General features: G+C 42.0%; 19 protein-coding genes, 5 tRNA genes and 1 riboswitch. Of the genes, 12 read left to right on the top strand and 12 right to left on the bottom strand.

What is annotated here, in order from left to right:
• The first annotated feature begins 32 nt into the window (after positions 1 to 32).
• The 7 genes from E7L17_RS03775 (at position 33) to radA (ending at position 2,960) form a co-directional block, all read left to right on the top strand.
• A tRNA-Val gene (locus E7L17_RS03775) sits at positions 33 to 109 on the top strand.
• Positions 110 to 112: 3 nt separating this feature from the next.
• Positions 113 to 189 (top strand) — tRNA-Asp (locus E7L17_RS03770).
• A 6-nt stretch (positions 190 to 195) separates the two neighbouring features.
• A tRNA-Phe gene (locus E7L17_RS03765) sits at positions 196 to 271 on the top strand.
• A gap of 6 nt (positions 272 to 277) precedes the next feature.
• A tRNA-Gly gene (locus tag E7L17_RS03760) sits at positions 278 to 353 on the top strand.
• Positions 354 to 415: 62 nt separating this feature from the next.
• Positions 416 to 490, top strand: a tRNA-Cys gene (locus E7L17_RS03755).
• Between the two features lie 282 nt (positions 491 to 772).
• Positions 773 to 1,504, top strand: coding sequence for an N-acetylmuramoyl-L-alanine amidase (locus E7L17_RS03750; RefSeq protein WP_316321957.1), 732 nt, complete (start codon positions 773 to 775; stop codon positions 1,502 to 1,504).
• An 88-nt stretch (positions 1,505 to 1,592) separates the two neighbouring features.
• The gene (gene radA / locus E7L17_RS03745) at positions 1,593 to 2,960 is read left to right on the top strand and encodes a DNA repair protein RadA (RefSeq protein ID WP_316321922.1); all 1,368 of its coding nucleotides are present in this window, start codon (positions 1,593 to 1,595) and stop codon (positions 2,958 to 2,960) included.
• Here the strand turns inward: radA and E7L17_RS03740 are convergent.
• On the bottom strand, positions 2,929 to 3,126 hold the full coding sequence (locus tag E7L17_RS03740; protein WP_316321921.1) for a hypothetical protein: 198 nt from the start codon (positions 3,124 to 3,126) through the stop codon (positions 2,929 to 2,931). The genes radA and E7L17_RS03740 overlap by 32 nt on opposite strands.
• A 120-nt stretch (positions 3,127 to 3,246) precedes the next feature.
• On the opposite strand from E7L17_RS03740, the gene E7L17_RS03735 reads away from it, so the two are divergent.
• The 4 genes from E7L17_RS03735 to E7L17_RS03720 all read left to right on the top strand — a co-directional run bounded on the left by E7L17_RS03735 (position 3,247) and on the right by E7L17_RS03720 (position 7,546).
• Positions 3,247 to 4,335: an efflux RND transporter periplasmic adaptor subunit gene (locus E7L17_RS03735; protein ID WP_316321920.1), complete on the top strand. Its 1,089-nt coding sequence runs from the start codon at positions 3,247 to 3,249 to the stop codon at positions 4,333 to 4,335.
• A complete protein-coding gene (locus tag E7L17_RS03730) occupies positions 4,328 to 5,515 on the top strand; it encodes an ABC transporter permease (RefSeq protein ID WP_316321919.1) in 1,188 nt (395 codons plus the stop codon). Before E7L17_RS03735 ends, E7L17_RS03730 begins: the two co-directional genes overlap by 8 nt.
• A gap of 32 nt (positions 5,516 to 5,547) precedes the next feature.
• A complete protein-coding gene (locus E7L17_RS03725) occupies positions 5,548 to 6,321 on the top strand; it encodes a DUF6873 family GME fold protein (protein ID WP_316321918.1) in 774 nt (257 codons plus the stop codon).
• A gap of 157 nt (positions 6,322 to 6,478) precedes the next feature.
• Positions 6,479 to 7,546 (top strand): tyrosine recombinase XerC, encoded by a 1,068-nt coding sequence (locus E7L17_RS03720; protein ID WP_316321956.1) that lies wholly within the window; start codon positions 6,479 to 6,481, stop codon positions 7,544 to 7,546.
• A gap of 114 nt (positions 7,547 to 7,660) precedes the next feature.
• Here E7L17_RS03720 and E7L17_RS03715 read toward each other — a convergent pair whose 3' ends face one another.
• From E7L17_RS03715 to queA, 11 genes are all read right to left on the bottom strand, one after another.
• Positions 7,661 to 8,509: an SseB family protein gene (locus tag E7L17_RS03715; RefSeq protein WP_316321917.1), complete on the bottom strand. Its 849-nt coding sequence runs from the start codon at positions 8,507 to 8,509 to the stop codon at positions 7,661 to 7,663.
• A gap of 15 nt (positions 8,510 to 8,524) precedes the next feature.
• A complete protein-coding gene (locus E7L17_RS03710; protein ID WP_316321916.1) occupies positions 8,525 to 9,454 on the bottom strand; it encodes a hypothetical protein in 930 nt (309 codons plus the stop codon).
• A gap of 39 nt (positions 9,455 to 9,493) precedes the next feature.
• A complete protein-coding gene (xerD, locus tag E7L17_RS03705; protein ID WP_316321915.1) occupies positions 9,494 to 10,396 on the bottom strand; it encodes a site-specific tyrosine recombinase XerD in 903 nt (300 codons plus the stop codon).
• A 30-nt stretch (positions 10,397 to 10,426) separates the two neighbouring features.
• Positions 10,427 to 11,116: a stage II sporulation protein M gene (locus tag E7L17_RS03700; protein WP_316321914.1), complete on the bottom strand. Its 690-nt coding sequence runs from the start codon at positions 11,114 to 11,116 to the stop codon at positions 10,427 to 10,429.
• A gap of 131 nt (positions 11,117 to 11,247) precedes the next feature.
• Positions 11,248 to 12,045, bottom strand: coding sequence for a pyrroline-5-carboxylate reductase (proC, locus tag E7L17_RS03695; protein ID WP_316321913.1), 798 nt, complete (start codon positions 12,043 to 12,045; stop codon positions 11,248 to 11,250).
• A gap of 357 nt (positions 12,046 to 12,402) precedes the next feature.
• Positions 12,403 to 13,767, bottom strand: a complete 1,365-nt coding sequence (scfB, locus tag E7L17_RS03690; RefSeq protein WP_316321912.1) for a thioether cross-link-forming SCIFF peptide maturase — start codon at positions 13,765 to 13,767, stop codon at positions 12,403 to 12,405.
• Between the two features lie 92 nt (positions 13,768 to 13,859).
• Positions 13,860 to 14,009, bottom strand: coding sequence for a six-cysteine ranthipeptide SCIFF (gene scfA / locus E7L17_RS03685; protein WP_009063491.1), 150 nt, complete (start codon positions 14,007 to 14,009; stop codon positions 13,860 to 13,862).
• Between the two features lie 67 nt (positions 14,010 to 14,076).
• Positions 14,077 to 14,505 (bottom strand): TIGR04086 family membrane protein, encoded by a 429-nt coding sequence (locus E7L17_RS03680; RefSeq protein WP_316321911.1) that lies wholly within the window; start codon positions 14,503 to 14,505, stop codon positions 14,077 to 14,079.
• Positions 14,506 to 14,596: 91 nt separating this feature from the next.
• Positions 14,597 to 14,926: a preprotein translocase subunit YajC gene (gene yajC, locus E7L17_RS03675; RefSeq protein WP_316321910.1), complete on the bottom strand. Its 330-nt coding sequence runs from the start codon at positions 14,924 to 14,926 to the stop codon at positions 14,597 to 14,599.
• 67 nt (positions 14,927 to 14,993) lie between these two features.
• Positions 14,994 to 16,124, bottom strand: coding sequence for a tRNA guanosine(34) transglycosylase Tgt (gene tgt, locus E7L17_RS03670; protein WP_316321909.1), 1,131 nt, complete (start codon positions 16,122 to 16,124; stop codon positions 14,994 to 14,996).
• Positions 16,125 to 16,167: 43 nt separating this feature from the next.
• The gene (gene queA / locus E7L17_RS03665; RefSeq protein WP_316321908.1) at positions 16,168 to 17,205 is read right to left on the bottom strand and encodes a tRNA preQ1(34) S-adenosylmethionine ribosyltransferase-isomerase QueA; all 1,038 of its coding nucleotides are present in this window, start codon (positions 17,203 to 17,205) and stop codon (positions 16,168 to 16,170) included.
• Positions 17,206 to 17,306: 101 nt separating this feature from the next.
• Positions 17,307 to 17,481: riboswitch (Lysine riboswitch) on the top strand.
• Positions 17,482 to 17,594: 113 nt separating this feature from the next.
• Between queA and asd the strand changes: the two genes are divergently transcribed.
• Complete coding sequence (asd, locus tag E7L17_RS03660) at positions 17,595 to 18,674, top strand: aspartate-semialdehyde dehydrogenase (protein ID WP_316321907.1); 1,080 nt, start codon at positions 17,595 to 17,597, stop codon at positions 18,672 to 18,674.
• Positions 18,675 to 18,731: the final 57 nt, after the last annotated feature.

The raw sequence follows: 18,731 nt of genomic DNA, 5'->3' as shown, positions 1-18,731 counted from the left end.
GCTGATGCACGACGCACAGCGGCGGCCGATATGGGAGTATAGCTCAGCTGGTTAGAGCACCTGCCTTACAAGCAGGGGGTCATAGGTTCGAGTCCTATTACTCCCACCATACGGCTCGGTAGTTCAGTTGGTTAGAACGCTAGCCTGTCACGCTAGAGGTCGACGGTTCGAACCCGTTCCGAGTCGCCAATATTTGCCTCTGTAGCTCAGTTGGTAGAGCAGGGGACTGAAAATCCCCGTGTCGATGGTTCGATTCCGTCCGGAGGCACCAATAAATGCGGATGTAGCTCATCTGGTAGAGCGCCACCTTGCCAAGGTGGAGGTAGCGAGTTCGAGCCTCGTCATCCGCTCCATTGGTTCGACTGGATAACGCTTAATATTCTTAAGCGTTATCTTTGTCACTAAAAACAAATATGGCGTCATAGCCAAGTGGTAAGGCAAGGGTCTGCAAAACCCTGATTCCCCAGTTCAAATCTGGGTGACGCCTCCAAGAACCGTAAGCTGTTTAACAGCCTACGGTTTTTTTCTTTTACAATTATTTTTTATCATATAATTAATAGTGTATTGTATAAAATATTTCTTCATATTTAATTTTATTTTTTAAATTCTAAAATGACTTAAAACTTAGTTATTTAATAAAACAGAAAGAATCTGTTCTTCTTCTTTTTTAATCAAGTATTTTTTGATTATTCACTTTCAAATGCTTAAATGAATCTGAATGAAAATAACCGTTGTTTTTTTGTTGGAGTTTGCATATACTTGCTCAGAGGTGATGACTTTGAAGAAGCTTCGACTACCCCTTCTGCTACTTATTTTTTGCTGTATGATGTTTATCCGCCTAACGTACATATCATTTGAAAAAATAGATCAGATGGTATCTGCTTTAGCGGGTGACTATATGCCTACCATCGTGTTAGATGCTGGGCATGGTGGGGAAGATGGCGGTGCGGTCAGTAAATCTGGTATTGTAGAAAAAGATATTAATCTTGCAATTGCCTTAAATTTAAAACCAATGTTAGAAATGTCTGGATTTCGCGTTGTGATGATCCGCGATTCAGACGTATCGATTGGCGACAATTCTCTTGACACCGTAAAGGCAAGAAAAACTTCAGACATGCACAATCGACTAAAATTAATTGAACAAAATGGCGATTGCGTATTTCTGAGCATCCATCAAAATCACTTTACCAACGGAAAATACAGCGGCGCTCAAATATTTTATGGCCCAAAGAATCCAAATAGCCAAGTATTAGCAGATTCCACACAAAAAACGATTACGTCATTATTGCAACCAGAAAATCAAAGAGAAACAAAGCCTGCAACCGATTCAATCTATCTATTACGAAATGCTACGGTTCCCGCAGTAATTGTTGAATGTGGATTTCTCTCAAATTCAGGAGAAGCAAAAAAACTTAACCAACAAGAATACCAAAAGCAAATGGCATTTGCAATATACCAAGGCTTTTTGAATTACTGGGGTTCGGTTGCGCAAACAATGTCTTAGTACTTCTTTTCATAAATCATGAATTTCCATCTCACTGCCATTGTGCTATAATAGAGTAAAATAAAGGAACAAAAAATGGAGATAGCATATGGCACCGAAAAGTAAATCTGTCTTTGTATGTTCTGGCTGCGGATTCGAATCCCCCAAGTGGTATGGCAAATGCCCTGGTTGCGGGGAATGGAATACCATGAGTGAAGAAATACGCGAGCCTGCTCGTTCGGCTCCTAAATCGGCAGGGCACCATACCATGGCACGCCCTCTGCCCATTAACGAAATTAATACGGAAGATGAACAGCGCTACCAAACCGGCTTATCAGAACTGGATCGAGTTCTGGGAGGTGGCATTGTACGTGGTTCGTTAATTTTAATAAGCGGCGACCCGGGAATCGGTAAATCTACAATCTTACTTCAAATTTGCGAGTATTTGGGGCAAACGTTGAGGATTTTATATGTATCCGGTGAGGAATCGAGCCGCCAAATAAAGCTTCGAGCCAGCCGATTAGGAGTAAGGAGTGAAAATCTTCTTATCCTAACAGAAACGGATATTCAGCACGTGGTAGAGCAGGTTCAGGAGCTTAAACCGGATTTAGTGATGATTGACTCCATTCAGACCATGAATCATCCGGAGCTTAGTTCATCCCCAGGCAGTGTAACACAGGTAAGAGAATGTACGAACTATGTCATGCGAACTGCAAAATCTCTGGATATCCCGATTATTGTAGTTGGCCATGTAAATAAAGATGGGGCAATTGCCGGCCCAAAGGTATTGGAGCATATTGTTGATGCGGTGTTGTACTTTGAAGGAGACCGGCAAATGTCATACCGTATTTTGCGAGCAGTAAAAAACAGGTACGGCTCTACCAATGAAATTGGTGTTTTCGACATGGGCGAAAAAGGGCTGTCCCAAGTGGACAACCCCTCAATGGCACTTTTATCTGGCCGACCCAAAAATGTATCTGGTACTTGCGTAACATGTGTTATGGAAGGAACAAGACCAATCCTCGCTGAGGTGCAGGGTCTAGCAACCACTACGGGTTTTGGCAATCCTAGGCGAACGGCTACCGGCTTTGATTATAATCGAATGTCATTATTGTTAGCGGTATTAGAGAAGAAAGTCGGTTACTACTTTTCAAATTTAGATGCCTACGTGAACATAGTCGGCGGGTTGCGCTTAGATGAACCTGCGGCTGATTTAGCGGTGGCAATGGCACTCGTTTCAAGCCTTAAGGACGCACAGATTGGCGATAATGTTTTGGTCTTTGGTGAAATTGGGCTTACCGGAGAGCTGCGGTCGGTTTCTCATGTGAATGCCCGTATTGCGGAAGCAGCACATTTGGGATTTGAAACATGTATACTGCCCCACACATGCTTAAAACAAATAAATACAGAACACAAGGGGATTCAGCTTTTAGGTGTGCGCAATATTAGAGAAGCGTTTGATGCGGCTGTTCTTTAGTGTTTTTTGGCGCAGACCGTGGATTTCGTTCTCCCTTTCGCGTAGAGGCTTGAATGCGGTGCACACAACCTTGCCCCGTATGATTGGTTACCATTGTGGGAATTTCTAGGGAACAGTAGCCTTCCCGCTGGTACATGCAGTCTTCGTCGCATTGAATGATATTCATGCATTTTCACCTCAACGCTATTCTTTCAATTCTGGGTTTAATTATTCATGAAAAATCTGTACTTTTGCATTCATAAAATCACTTTCTCATCACAAAATAAGAGTGTATGGGGGGATGAATATGAAGAAGTACGGATTACTTTTTAGCTTTACGCTGGTTTTAAGTTTGCTTATTATTCATGCAGGGAACGTTTATAAAGGGAGCTATGTTCCTGTTTCAATTGTAAAGGTGAGTCCCATTACAGCTGAAAGCTCCATATATTCCAACAATGGAATAGTTGAGCGAGTGGATTCTAGAAGCGTTTTTGTTCAGGCAGGGTTAGTCGTTGAAAAGATTCATGTAAAAAATGGAGATACCGTAAAGGCTGGTCAAGTATTAATGACACTTTCGGGTTCATCTGCACAGCTCGCCCAAAGTACAGGTTCCATACCATCTAATTCCTTGGATGAACAAACATATCAAGGGCTGCTCCAAGCGTATTATAACCAAATTTCAGGTGGCAGCGATTCATCAACCGCTGCACTGGAAGCGCCCGCTGCTTCTGCTTCAAGTAGCTCGGCGGAGGTTAGCTCTGCACCAGTTGATATCAATTCTTCCGAAACAAAGGAAATTGAGGTAACTGCGCCCATTGCGGGAGTGGTGACTTCGATTCCCGTTTCAGAGCAGGCAACGGTAGACCGGAACAAGCCGGTTATAACAATTTCTAAATCCACCGATTTGCAGGTGCGTTTGTCAATAAATGAATCGCAAATATCTGAAATTAAAGTTGGGCAGAGAGCAATCATTACCGGTGCAGGGTTTCACACGGCATATGAGGGAAAAGTAACCTCCATATCATCGGAAGCAAAACAGGAAATTAATACAACCGGAACAGAAACGATTGTTGAAGTTATTGTTCGCATTCAAAATCCAAAAAGCGATATAAAGCCCGGTTTTTCTGCGAAAGCAAAAATTGTTACGGACGAAAGTAAAAATGTTTTGGTGGCCCCTTATGAGGCAGTTCATGCTGATGACGATGGAAAAGAATTTGTGTATCTTCTCCAAGGGCGCAAAGCTGTAAAAGTACCGGTGACAACCCGCAAGGAATTTGAAACTGGTTTTGAAGTATTGAACGGCATAAAAGATCAAGATTCGCTAATTATTAACCCCGATTCCATCAAAGACGGCGCCGCGGTATTGCCAAAGGAGGAGGGGGCCTCCCATGGCTGATATTTTTCGCTCTGCTTTTCAAAACCTTGGGCGTAAACGACTACGTACAGCATTAACAATGATGGGAGTAGCCATAGGTGTTGCCTCTGTTATCATGATTGGCAACATTAGTCAATGTGGTACCGACGCACTTACGCAAGAATTCGACAGCCTTGGCCTAAGTGGATTATCCATTAGTGCTTTAGAGAACACTAGCCAAGTTACTTTAAACGATACCGACCTGAAGGTGGTACGAGAAGCCGAAAACGTAGAAAAGGCTATGCCGGTTATGATGCAGGCTACCAGTATACAAACCACGAGAATTACTGGCAAAGCCCTTCTATGGGGAATTGATGCCGATGCAAACCAAATTATTTCTTTAAACATCCTTTATGGGCGTGCCATTAGCGTAAGTGATGTAAAATCCGGAGCAAAGGTTTGTATGGTCGATGAGAATTTTTCAAACGCTTCTTATAAAAGAAACAATATTATTGGTAAAAAAGTTTTAGTCTCCTGCAGCAGCGGTACAGAAGAGTTCGAAGTAGTAGGTATTGTAAAAACTGGAAGTGGATTGCTGCAAAACTTTATTGGCAATTATATACCGAATTTTGTTTATGTTCCTTATTCTACAATGCAGCAGCTATTGGGTAAGAAATCATTTGACCAAATTGCGGTAAAGCTGAAATCTGGTACAGATGTGGATAAAACAGGGGACATGCTGGTGCAGTCTCTTAATCGTACAAATGGCAGTAGCAACGCATTTGTATCAAATAATTTAATGAAACAAAAAGACAGCCTCGCCAACATACTTGGCGTAATTACGTTAATATTATCTTCCGTAGGTGCAATTTCTCTATTAGTAGCGAGTTTGAGCATTATGACAGTCATGCTAGTATCTGTTAACGAGCGAACGCGAGAGATTGGAATTAAAAAATCAATCGGTGCTCGTAAAAAAGATATTTTGCTTGAGTTTATGTTTGAAGCAGTTTTAATTACTATGTTTGGTTCGTTTTTTGGAATATTAGCTGGCTATGGAATCTCGTTTATAGGAGCATCCTATTTTGGATTTACCCTTGGCATACGACTCGATATTATGGGACTTGCCGTTGGATTTTCTGTTTTGACCGGTCTTATTTTTGGGGTATACCCAGCAATGAAGGCTGCAAAAATGAACCCTGTAGACGCGTTACGTATGGAATAAAAGAATTTTGTAGGGAAGGGGATTCGCACAATATGAGAAAAGAACGATTTGTAGAGAATCCCCATTTACCTTCCTCGCAGGTAAGTGCAGTTATAATGGCAAATCTAGTTCCGCAAGCGACTAAAGAGTTACAGTCGAGAGGGATTCGTATAATAACAGCTCCAGTATATAAAGCATTGCCACTTCCAATTAATCAGCATGCTGATTTACAGTGCTTGCATTTTAGAGGGAAGCACTGGCTAGTCGCAAGATCAGATACCGGACTGGACCGAATTTTAGAGGATGAGGGCGCAAAGGTTCTTATAACAGAACAAAAGCTAGGAAATACTTATCCAGAAGATATTCGGTTAAACGCTCTGTTAATAAATAAACAATTGTATGGAAAAATAAGTGAGTTAGATCCGGCATTACAAAAAGCTAGTGATCGTGTTGGAATACATAAAATAATGATTCAGCAGGGATACGCTAAATGTTCCACTGCAGTTGTAGCTGATAAATCCATTATAACCGCGGATGCAGGAATTGCAGAAGCCGCAAAAGAACAAGGACTGGAAGTGCTCAAAATACAACCGGGAAATATTGAGTTATCTGGTTATGATTATGGTTTTATTGGAGGTTGCTGCGGATTTATTTCAGAATCGATTCTTGCATTTACTGGCAAACTCAGCACACATCCAGACGGATTTGCAATTCGGAAATTTATAGAATTGCATAAAAAGCAGGTACTTGAATTAACGGATGATCCACTCATAGATATAGGGGGAATACTGCCGTTGAAAGAAGTGGGTGAATCAACGAAATATTAAAGATTGACTCCTCTATTTTTTAATGTTATAATTAGTCATAATAACTATTTTGGCTAATTCGGGGAATGAAAAATGATAGTACAATCTTAATGGAGTTCGTTTCTTATAAATACTTGTATCATGACGCTTGGAGTGATTTTAATTGGATCCTAAATTAATGCATGAATGTCCACTGATTATCCGCGAATTTCTCGGATACATTGGAACGGTTAAAGGAAAATCTGACCATACAATGGAAGAATATTTTCGTGACTTAAGAACGTTTTTTCGCTACATAAAACAACACAGACATTTGGTTCCAGAAAATACCCCAATTGATGAAATTAGTATTTCAGATGTCGATTTAGAGCTAATTCAGTCGATTTCATTAACCGATGTATTTGAATATATGAATTATTTATCTAGTGTACGCGGCAATAAAGCATCCACCAGAGCACGAAAATCTTCCAGTTTACGGGCGTTTTACGGGTACTTAACCAATAAAGCGCATAAGCTTTCTGTGAATCCTATGTTAGAGCTGGAGACTCCAAATATTAAAAAAGCATTGCCAAAATATTTAACCCTTGAGCAAAGTATTGAATTACTTAATGCAGTGGATGGCCCCGATCGGCAGCGAGATTACTGCATTCTTACTTTGTTTTTAAACTGCGGAATGCGTCTTTCAGAACTTGTGGCAATCAATTTAAATGATGTTCGTCAACATGCATCTACATTGCGAATTGTAGGAAAAGGAAATAAAGAGAGAGTGGTTTATTTAAATGATGCCTGCCAGGATGCCATCGAGCAATATTTACAGGTTCGCCCAAACAACAACCTAATCGACCGAGATGCTCTTTTCATCAGCAGGCAACGAAAACGACTCAGCACAAAAACTGTACAGCATTTGGTGAAAAAATATCTAGCAAAAATAGATTTTAAAGGACCAGGTTATTCTGTTCATAAATTAAGGCATACGGCTGCAACGTTAATGTATCAGCATGGGCATGTGGATATTCGTGTTTTAAAAGATGTACTTGGCCATGAGAATTTAGGAACTACACAAATCTATACCCATTTATCAAGTCAGCAAATGAGGCAGGCCGCCGATTCAAATCCGCTTTCAAAAGTAAAATCGCGAGGAAAAGAAAACATAACAGCAAGTCAAGTAAAAGAAGTGATTGATAATGGGCTGAACGAAGCTATGCTAGAAAATCAAAATGAAGAAGACGAAAAAAAGGAGCCGTAAAAGGCTCCTTTTCTACGTGTTACAATTATTCTGTTTCGGGGTATCCTCCCTCTTTCCATTCTTTGAAAATCTAAGAAAAGAAAAAGCGCACCTCTCCCCTTTTCCAAAAAAATATTACTGATCAACTTTACCAGCTGCAGCTTCAATTTCCTTGATAAGTTCTGCTGAAAGTATGATATTCGCACCAAAAGGATTGATAACGGCGCCATCAGACTCCTTAATAAAATTCTTAATATCATCAAGGTCTACCAGCATACCATTGTACTTCTTATCGGGGTCATATTTTCTAAATTCATTCCAATCGGTAAATACAGGATTAAAATGTTTATCTTCGCTATTGCGAATCAAAGGCAGAGAGATTTCACTGTCCTTTTTCACAACCGTTTTACCATCCGAATCGGCATTTCCGAGCTCCATTTTGCTGCCATCCATCGGCATTAAGAACTGTGCTTTCTTAATCTCTTGGAAAAAACGATTCTGCTGCTCAATCGTAGCTGTATTGCTACCCGCTGCTTCAAATAATTCGTTTGTAGCACGAATTAAGGAAGGGTTTATCACAGGGCGTTCAATCTCTGGGTATTTTGAAAAATCCGGCTTCTCCATTAAAGCAAACAAGCTAAGGTGAACCGCTTTCTGACCTTTATCCAGAATCAAACCCTCAAACCCACTGCGGTATAAATCGCCGAGTAATGCCATTCGATCTTTCGCTTCATTTTCGACACAATTTACCTCAATATCCCGTTCCTTGCATTCCTGTTGGTACTCTTCAAAGAAACTTTTTTGAGAGAAGATGCTGGCACAGGGCACTGATTTTACATATTCTAAACTGTAATTTTTAGAATATGGGCAAGTAGCAACCCAAATGGTCTCTTCTTCTTTTAATTTTTGTAGAAGTGTACTGCGAGCTTCTTTATCTTCACCATCAATTACTTTGCTAATTAAATCTTGAATGCTATTCGACATAATAATCTCCCTTTTTCATTCACTATCCCGAAAGATAGAATCGTTATTTTCTAATGTACTTCTTTTTACCAGTTTACCTTGGTAAAAAACATACTCCGATTCAGTATTTCTCTCCTCATTCCCTGCAGCTTGACCATTTTCTATTGTTTCCGTATGAGCCGGTTCTAATGCAGGGTGAATCATTAGCTTCTCAACAAGAGGATACACTGTAAAGTTAATGATAAAGGAAGAAAATGAAAAAGTAAAGAACAAAAGCAATATTCCATCTAAAAGCAGAATCAAAACAGGATACATATAGTAAACAAAATAGTTTATAAATACAAGAGCACCAAAAAAAGCAGTTAATAAAATATTACGCCACAATCCAACAATCGCAAAGATAAAAGCATTTTTATAAATTTGCTTTAAATTGAGATGAAACGTAATCATCATCACTGGAATATAGTACTGCATGAATATAAAGATTAAAAAAACTGCAATGCTTATACCAAACAATACCATAAAAATGGTACCTTGCGAAGCCGCCAGTGTATAGTAAAATCGAATGCAATAGGTAATGATGTTAAAAAGAATGTAACTGATTACACCGTGAATGGAAAATTGCTTCCAGTTAAGCAAAACAGCGTCTTTAAAATCAGATAAAATAAACGCATGATCTTCCCGAACATAATTACGGGTTACAAGCGTTAAGCCTGCTAAAAAAGGGCTGAGTAAAATAAAGGGAAGGCTCCACAAAAATGATTGACCCACAAGCAAACCCATTAAATACGAGATAAGACCTAACACTGCAAATGGAACAACAAACAACAAATTAAGCTTTATTAATTCAAAAAACTTACCTAGCAGTATATCGAAAAATCGTTGTAATGGTGGCTTTTGCGGTGCATTTTTACTTATTCCTGGCCCTGGCTTTTGGTAGCCGCCGAATAGAGAAAATCCTGACAAAACAGAGTCACTCCTTTTGTTACCTACCGTTGGGTTCTGTTAACCTACACCAAGCTTTGCTTTGGGATGACAATGGTTATAAACCTCTTTAAAATGGTCATTCATTAGCTGCACATAAACCTGTGTGGAAGAAATATCTGCATGGCCAAGCATAAGCTGAATATCCTTTAGGCTTGCGCCGTTTTCCAGTAAATGCAGTGCAAAGGAATGCCGTAATGTGTGAGGGGTAATTTCTTTGGTGATTTTTGCCTGTTCCGCATACCCCTTAATAATCTTCCAAAAACCCTGCCGGGTTAAACGCCGTCCGTTTAAATTGGTGAACAACGCCTGTCCCCCATCCGCGCGAATCATTACGCTTCTTACGCGGAATAAATAATCCGAAACAGCGGCAATTGCTTTTGAATAAATTGGTATCATCCGTTCGTTTTTGCCGTGGCCACCACAGCAAAGCATTGCCGAGTGCAGATTAATATCCGTTACATTCAAATCCACCAGCTCAGACACTCGAATACCAGTTGCATATAAAAGCTCGAGCATTGCTTTATCGCGGCAGCCTTTGGGCTCTGAAATATCTGGCTGCGCAAATAAGAGTTCAATTTCTTCGCTGCTTAATATTTGAGGCAGCTTTTTTTGAACCTTTTCAAGCCGTATGTTCTTTGCTGGGTTTACAGAAGCTTTTCCCGTTAGAATGAGAAACTGATAAAACCCTCGTATCGACGCCATATTACGTGTTACGGTAGAAACGGAGCATTGCCGGCCGTTGAGTGCCTCAACATACTTCTCCATATCTGATTCGGTAACCTGTTCCGGTCCCGGAAGGTTCCGCTGATCAACGTATTCCAAAAAGTGCTCTACATCTCTGGTGTAAGAATCCAAAGTGTTTTGAGAAACCAGTTTTTGAAAACGCAGGTAGTCCCGGTAATCGGAACAACATTCTTTCATCTCAATTGTACCCCCTATTGGCTTTTGGCTTTAAAAGGTAAATGCGCCGGTAAAACAAACGGTTGTAATCAGGTCGATTGCAGCCGCAGCTGCAGAAAGAATTAAAATAGAGCCAAACTGTATTGCATACGCCTTTAAAGAAAGTGCTTTGCTTTGCTCATGTTTTAACGCTTGTATTAGAGTCGATTTTGAAAACAGCATACCTTCCTTCGCCGCAAGAAGAATGGCAACCATCGACAAAAAGGCACCTGGCAAAACTACCACCGCATTGAACAAAACTCCTTGAAACCCGTATGCCGCATAAAGGTAACCGGAAGCCAGACCAAAGCCGAATCCTCGAAATAATGGAATGAATGGAAGTACAAATACTCCCCACAAAGACATTCCGAATAAAAAAGATATCATAACAAAGAAAAAGGAAGAGCTGAGCGATGCCACAAAAGCAGAGCCCGAGGATTGTACCGCTCTTGCTTTTACATCACTAACAAACAGTAAATCCAGCTTCTGTAAAATCGTGTCGTCAGCTCCTCTGGCAAACAGTGCACCAAAAATAGTTCCTACCAGCAGTAAAAACGCCAGCACCGTTACCAAAGGATTCTCTAAAACAACTTCAAGCATACTGTGCAAATCAAACACACGAAATCTCGGTTCCGCAACGGTTCGTGATTTTTTTTGCATGCGATAGTGTATCGGTATGATTCTTGTCCCTTTTATGTCCATACGTATCCTCCCGAGGGCAGTTGCCTACTGAATTGTATGAGCGAAGGGGTCTTAATATGAATCAATCCCAAAAACTCTATCTACATTATGGAGTAAAAAAAGTGGTTTCAATCAATTTGTGTTGGAAAAGCTTACTTACCCAGCTCCTCCGCACGGTGCGTGCAGGCAAGCATTGCTTCATCAACAATCGCTTCAAAGCCTCTGTTATAAAATACATCTAAAGCTTTGAGGGTCGTTCCTCCTGGTGAAGACACCATTTTAATTAGTTCCTCTGGGGTGTGACCAGAATGTAAAAGCATTTCTGCACTGCCAATCAACGTTTGGCTGAATAAACGCAGGGCGGCATCCGCTGGTATACCCTGGCGGTCTGCACTCTCTGCCGCTGCTTTTGCGAACAGATATACATACGCCGGGCCGCTGCCGTTTACAGAGGTTGCCACATTAATTTGGTCTTCCCTTAAAATTTCTACTGTGCCGCATGCTTCAAAAATGGAGCGAACAAACGAAAAATCTTCATCTTTCACCTGTTCGGAACGGCATAAAGCAGTAGCTCCCTTACCAACGAGCAGAGGGGTATTGGGCATTGCCCGAATCACGGGGCAATTGCAGCCCAAGGTGGAGGCAATATAATGAATCGAGATACCTGCCGCAATCGTAACAAAAAGTGTTTTTTCGCTAACGGTTAATTTGGCGTCTTCCAATACTTCTGCAAAGTTCTGAGGTTTTACAGCAAGAAATACAATATCTGCATTTTTTACTACTTCAGCTGCGGAAACGGCGGAGCGAAGCCCCTTTTGTACATATTCCGAACGTTTTTCTTCACTAATATCAAACACAATCATATCCTGCGCAGGGTGAATCCCAGCGCGAAGAATACCGTTCATAATTGCTCCTGCCATATTACCGGCGCCAATAAAACCTACTACCATTTCTTCTCATTCCTTTGCATGTATAATTTGGAGAGTAAACACCAATTTTCTACTCAGATTGCGTCTATTTTACGCTTTTTCCTCCACTTTATGGTATTAAATATATTATACTATAATACTTTTCCCACACCAAAGCAAGCAAAAACCTAGGAAAATGGAAAATTTATACAGTATGCAGAAAAAGAAGGCTCAGAATTATGTAACCCTCTAAATAATTATGTTAACTTGAATCCAAAAAGGCAAACGAATAATTATGCACACGCCTGTTTTCTGCTAGCAAGCGTGTGCATAAAAAAGACCTTTATCACGTTTTACAATAAGCAACACATAGAAAATCTACACCCTAAAAAGCAATACTTATTCAAAGTCTGCCATAGCGGCTTTCATCATAATTGCGCACTCCAAACGCTTTTTCTCAAGCTGACAGGAGATTGTGTGGGGCTTTAAAATATCGCCCTCATACTGCCAGCTATTGGCGTTACACCCGCCGCTGCAATAGAACTTTGCCCAGCAGTTCTTGCAGTCTTTTTTACTATAAATATTGTATTGAGCAAATTTTTCTTTCATGGCACGGTCAAAGGTACCTTGAAGAATGTTGCCCATTTTCCAGTCATCATCGCCTACAAACTGGTGGCAAGGGAAAATATCTCCCTCCGGTGTTACCGCAACATACTCATTGCCGCAGCCACACCCACGCAGCCGCTTAATGGCGCAAGGGCCTTGGTCAAGGTCTAGCATGAAGTGGAAGAAGTTAAAGCCCTTCCCCTCTTTTCTGCGCTCAATCAAAACTTTCGCCAAACGCTCATATTCCTCGAACACAGCAGGTAGGTCTTTCTCTTTTAAAGAGTAATCCAGCTTCTCATCCGACACAACCGGTTCAATCGAAAGCTGGTCAAAGCCCAAATCTGCCATGTGCATCACATCCTCTGAAAAATCGAGGTTGTGAGTGGTAAAGGTACCGCGCACATAATAGTCCTTATCGCCGCGGGTAGAAACGAGCTTTTGGTAATTCGGTACAATGCGGTCGTAGCTGCCGAGGCCGTCTGTACGAACACGAAGCAAATCGTTAATCTCTTTACGGCCATCTAGCGAAAGTACCACATTTGACATTTCGCGATTAATATATTCTATTTTATCATCAGTTAGCAGCATGCCGTTTGTGGTGATCGTAAAGCGGAAGTTTTTATTATGCTGTTTTTCAATGCTTCTGGCGTAATCTACCACCTGCTTCACAACGTCAAAGTTCATGAGAGGCTCTCCGCCAAAAAAGTCGAGCTCCAAATTGTGCCGTCCCTCTGACTGCTCAATTAAAAAGTCGATTGCCCGTTTGCCAACCTCAAAAGGCATGAGCATACGGCCGCGGCCAAAGTCCCCTTTGGCTGCAAAGCAATATTCGCAGCGAAGGTTGCAGTCGTGCGCAACGTTCAGGCACATGGATTTAACAGGCGCATCACGCAGCATATCGCAGAACTGCTCGTACTCATCTTTAGAGTAGAGCAGCCCGGAACGGTACAGCTCAAGCAGTTCATCGTACGCTTCCTCTATTTCAGATTCCGTAAAGCGATCAAGGAAGTTTTTCTTTAAATCCTCTGGCTGTTTCTCCGGTACACTGTCCTTAAAAAAATCCAGCATCAGGTAAGGTAATTCATCAAATAGATGAACAGCTCCGCTATTGGTATCAAGAACAATGTAATATCCGTTCAGGTAATATTTGTGTATCATTTCACTTTCTCCATCCGCACAAAATTGAAGGGACAGAATTCTGTCCCTTCAATCATTTGATCTTATCCGGCCCGCCGCAGGTTCAACAATAATTATGCTCTCTGCGCGTTCTCACACTTCTGGTTTGCTACTGTACAGGAGGTTTTGCAAGCAGACTGGCAGGAAGCCTGGCACTCGCCGCAGCCGCCCTTTACAGCGCTCTCCTTCAGGTTAGCTTTATTCAAAGTTTTGATCTGTTTCATTTCAAAATCCCCATTTCACAAGTTTTAATTGCCAATATTATAGCACAAGAATGGAAACTTGAAAAGCCTATTTTCTCCTTGATTTTTTGTTTACTGACAAAATACCGCCAATTGCACCGGTAATAAGCATAATCAGGCCCTTCGTAAGCATAAATGCAGAAACGCTTTCGCCTGTAATGGTAAGCCCAGCTAAAAATAGTAGACCAAACAATAAGAATGCGGAGCCTGCGCCATTCATCATACCTCGTTCACCAGACATGCGCGCCGCTATGTAACCGGCAGCAAAAGCGCCTAATGCCGCAATAAGCACGGTTAATGGTTGAAGTAAGCTTTGCGGCAATTGTTTTGCAGCAACCAAAATCAAAGAAAGTACCAAAAGAAGAACGGTGCAAACCGCTGCACCGGCTAAAGTGCCGAACACGATTGGGCGAAGTATTTTCCAAACTGGATTTTGCATACGTTCTCTATTGGATTTCACTCTTTTTGGTTTTTTCATATAAAATACCCCTCCTGCATGTTCTCTACGTTTCATAGATATTCGCAGGAGGGGTAAAATATACTAGTTTTTCTGGCAAATGGAGGATTGTTTATTTATCATCCTCATGAACAGTGTTGATTTTGCCCAAAGCCCAACGCTTTACAATAATCTTAGTGCGGTCGATTCCAGATTCGAGAACAAAAGTATCGCTCTCTTCTTTAATTGCAACAATACGGCCAACAATACCACCAATTGTTGTAATTTCGTCACCAACCTGCACATTCTTTTTCAGTGCTTCCTCCGCCTTTTTCTTCTTTTGCTGCGGGCGGATCATAAAGAAATACAACGCACCAAATAACAGACCGTAAATAATTACGATTTGCCAGATAGAACTGCCAGAAGCTGCAGCGGTTGCCGCCAAGGGTAATAATTGATTCATAAAAAAACAGCACCTCCGTATTAATGAATTAAATTATAGCAATAAAAAAAGAATCATGCAAGCCAATTTAGATTCTTTGTCCTAATTTTTCAACATTATCATTATAAAATGTGTCGAAGCTACCCTGTTCTAATGAGTAGCGAATTTTTTCCATTAGCGTATTGTAAAAATAGATGTTGTGCATTACAGAAAGTCTCATTGCCAGCATTTCCCCCGCTTTAAATAGGTGGTGCAAATAGGCACGGCTAAAATTACGGCAAACGGGGCAATCGCACTCTTCGTCCAAAGGCGTGTCATCTAGCGCGTATTTGGCATTAAACAGATTTCTTCTTCCCTGCCAGGTAAATAAGTGCCCGTGGCGCGCATTGCGAGTTGGCATCACACAGTCAAAGAAGTCGACTCCGCGGTAAACCGCCTCCAAAATATTGTCGGGGGTTCCAACACCCATCAGGTAGCGGGGTTTATCTTCCGGCATCTCGGGCTCTACGGCTTCAATAATGCGGTACATTTCCTGTGCACTTTCCCCCACCGCTAAGCCTCCTATGGCATAGCCGGGCAAATCCAGCTCACGTATCTGCTTCATGTGCTCAATGCGAAGGTCTTCATAGGTGCTGCCCTGATTAATACCCCACAGCATTTGGTGTGGATTAATGGTGTCTGGCAGTGTATTGAGCAAGTCCATTTCTGCCTTGCAGCGGTTGAGCCAGCGGGTAGTGCGTGCGCAGGACTGTTTGGCATAAGCGTACTCGGCAGGATTTTCTACGCACTCGTCAAACGCCATTGCAATGGTCGAAGCCAAATGCGATTGAATGCGCATGCTTTCTTCCGGCCCCATAAAGATTTTGTGACCATCGATATGGGAAGAGAAGGTTACCCCCTCCTCCTTTATATTGCGCAGTTTTGCGAGGGAGAATACCTGAAAACCGCCGCTATCTGTCAAAATAGGGCCATCCCAGCGGGTAAATCGGTGCAAACCGCCCAGTTGTTTTACTTTATCATCACCCGGGCGCAAATGGAGGTGATAAGTGTTGCAAAGCTGAACTTGACACTTTAGCTCTTTTAAATCCAGAGCTGACACAGCGCCTTTGATTGCTCCCGCAGTGGCAACAATCATAAAGGCTGGGGTTTGTACGGTACCGTGTACGGTTTCAAAAGAACCGCGGCGGGCTCGTCCCTGTTTGGTTTGTATTTTTAGCATAATGTCTTTATTTCCTTTTCTATTTTAAAAAAGATATGATTTTTTAAATAATTAACATGGCATCTCCAAAGCTAAAGAACCGATATTTGTCTTGCACGGCAACCCGGTATGCGTTTAGAACATGCTCTCTGCCAGCCAGTGCAGACACAAGCATAATCAACGTGCTTTCCGGAAGATGAAAATTAGTAATCAGGCCGTCGAGCACCTGAAATTCGTAGCCAGGATAAATAAATATATCTGTAAAGCCGCCGCTTTCTTTCATGCAGCCTTCTTTCTTCGCAACGGATTCAATGGTACGGCAGCTGGTAGTCCCTACGGAAAAGACTCTGCCCCCATTTTTCTTCGTTTCATTGATTAAATTGGCAGTTTCCTGCGGCATCCAGTAATGCTCGGAGTGCATTTTGTGGTCTGTAATTTTATCAACGCTTACAGGCCGGAAAGTACCCAACCCTACATGCAACGTAACGTAACCTACTTGAATGCCCTTTTCTTTTATTTTTGCTAACAACTCGTTTGTAAAGTGCAGTCCCGCGGTAGGTGCAGCAGCAGAACCAACTTCACGGGAATAGACCGTTTGGTAACGCTCTTTATCCTGCAATTTTTCTTTAATATAGGGCGGCAAGGGCATTTGACCAATTTGATCAAGAACAGCAAAGAAATTGCCTTGGTAGGTGAATTTTATTAGTCTGTTACCACCTTCCATAATTTCCAGTACCTCAGCGGTCATAAGTCCATCACCAAACGTAAAGCGGCTACCGGGCTTGGCTCGTTTACCGGGGCCGGCAAGAACCTCCCAAACATCATCATCCTTTGCGGCAAGCAGTAAAAACTCTACTCTTGCGCCGGTACCTTCCTTAATACCATAAATTCTGGCAGGCAGTACTCGAGAGTCGTTTAAAATAAGGCAGTCACCGGGATTAAGATAATCAATAATATTGTAAAAATGCTTGTGCTCTAATTCCCCAGTTTTTTTATCTAAAACTAATAGGCGGGAAGTATCTCGCGGTTCTACTGGAGTTTGTGCGATTAGCTCCTCCGGCAAATCAAAATCAAAATCTTTTGTGCTTAAAGTACTTTCCATTCTTTATCTCCTAAAATTGGTTCAGATTAATTCTTAATTTCTATTATAAATAAATTGACAACCGATAGCAACCCGTGCTATGATAAAGCAAGATAAAAATAAACGAAGATAGAGGCGCGTCTTTCAAAAGTAGCGGGATGTAGGTTGCCAAAACCGACGAGAGCCTGTGAAAGGGAAAGTCGCCGAAGGAAATGTGCGGCAAGCATTTACCTGGTTATGGCCGTGAACAACGGCATGACTGTCATCATGAGAGTATGGTGGAGAGCTATCACAGATTGCAACGATTTTCTGCATCTGGAATGCTTTTTAATTATATTTGATTGATGACCGGTTTTCAACCGGTTTTTTTTATTTTCTATCCCATTTTCTTACATTAGGAGGAACAATCCATGAAACAGTATAAGGTAGGCATTATTGGAGCAACCGGTATGGTAGGGCAACGTTTTGCCACATTATTAGAAAACCACCCCTGGTTCCAAGTGACCGCACTGGCAGCAAGTGCCCGTTCTGCAGGGAAAACATACCGCGATGCTGTGGGAAAACGCTGGCTCATGCCTTCTCCCATGCCTGAGAAGATGGCGGATATGATTGTACTCAACGCAGAACAGGATGTAGAAAAAGTTGCATCTATGGTCGATTTTGTATTCTGCGCAGTCGATATGAAAAAAGAAGAAATCAAAGCATTGGAAGAAGCGTATGCCAAAGCCGAATGCCCCGTTGTTTCGAACAACAGCGCACACCGCGGCACAGCCGATGTTCCTATGGTAGTACCGGAGCTTAACCCGGAGCATACTCAAATCATTGAAGCGCAGAGAAAGCGCCTTGGTACAAAACGTGGTTTTATCGCAGTAAAATCAAACTGCTCCCTACAAAGCTACGTGCCTGCACTGCACCCCTTAAAGGATTTTGGCATTACAAAGGTTTTGGCATGCACCTATCAGGCAATTTCCGGTGCTGGTAAAAACTTTGAGACATGGCCTGAAATGGTAGATAACGTGATCCCCTATATTGGCGGTGAGGAAGAAAAATCAGAGCAGGAGCCCATGAAGATTTGGGGACACATTGAAGGTGACCAAATTGTAAATGCAACAACTCCCGCAATCACTGCACAGTGCCTGCGTGTACCGGTAAGCGACGGTCATATTGCCGCCGTATTTGCTTCCTTTGAAAAGAAGCCAACTTTGGATGAGATTTTGAATCGTTGGAACAATTTTGCCGGTGTACCCCAGCAGCTTAAGCTGCCCAGCGCACCGAAGCAGTTCCTGCACTATTTTGAAGAAAACGACCGTCCGCAAACTAAGCTGGATAGAAATATTGAAGGCGGTATGGCGGTATCCGTTGGTCGCCTTCGTGAAGACAGCCAGTACGACATTAAGTTTGTTTGCCTCTCTCACAATACTCTGCGTGGTGCAGCTGGCGGCGCTGTTCTGTTGGGCGAGCTGCTTTGCGCACAAGGATATATGGACTAAGCGATTTTTTCTTGGTGAAACCTCTTCCCCGCTGCTTGTGGGGAAGAGAATTTAACC

Origin of the sequence: Clostridium sp. (assembly GCF_032576335.1) — a bacterium.
Classification (GTDB): domain Bacteria; phylum Bacillota; class Clostridia; order Oscillospirales; family Acutalibacteraceae; genus Faecalispora.
Note: the sequence above shows the minus strand (reverse complement) of the source record. Positions and strands in the feature narration are given on the sequence as shown.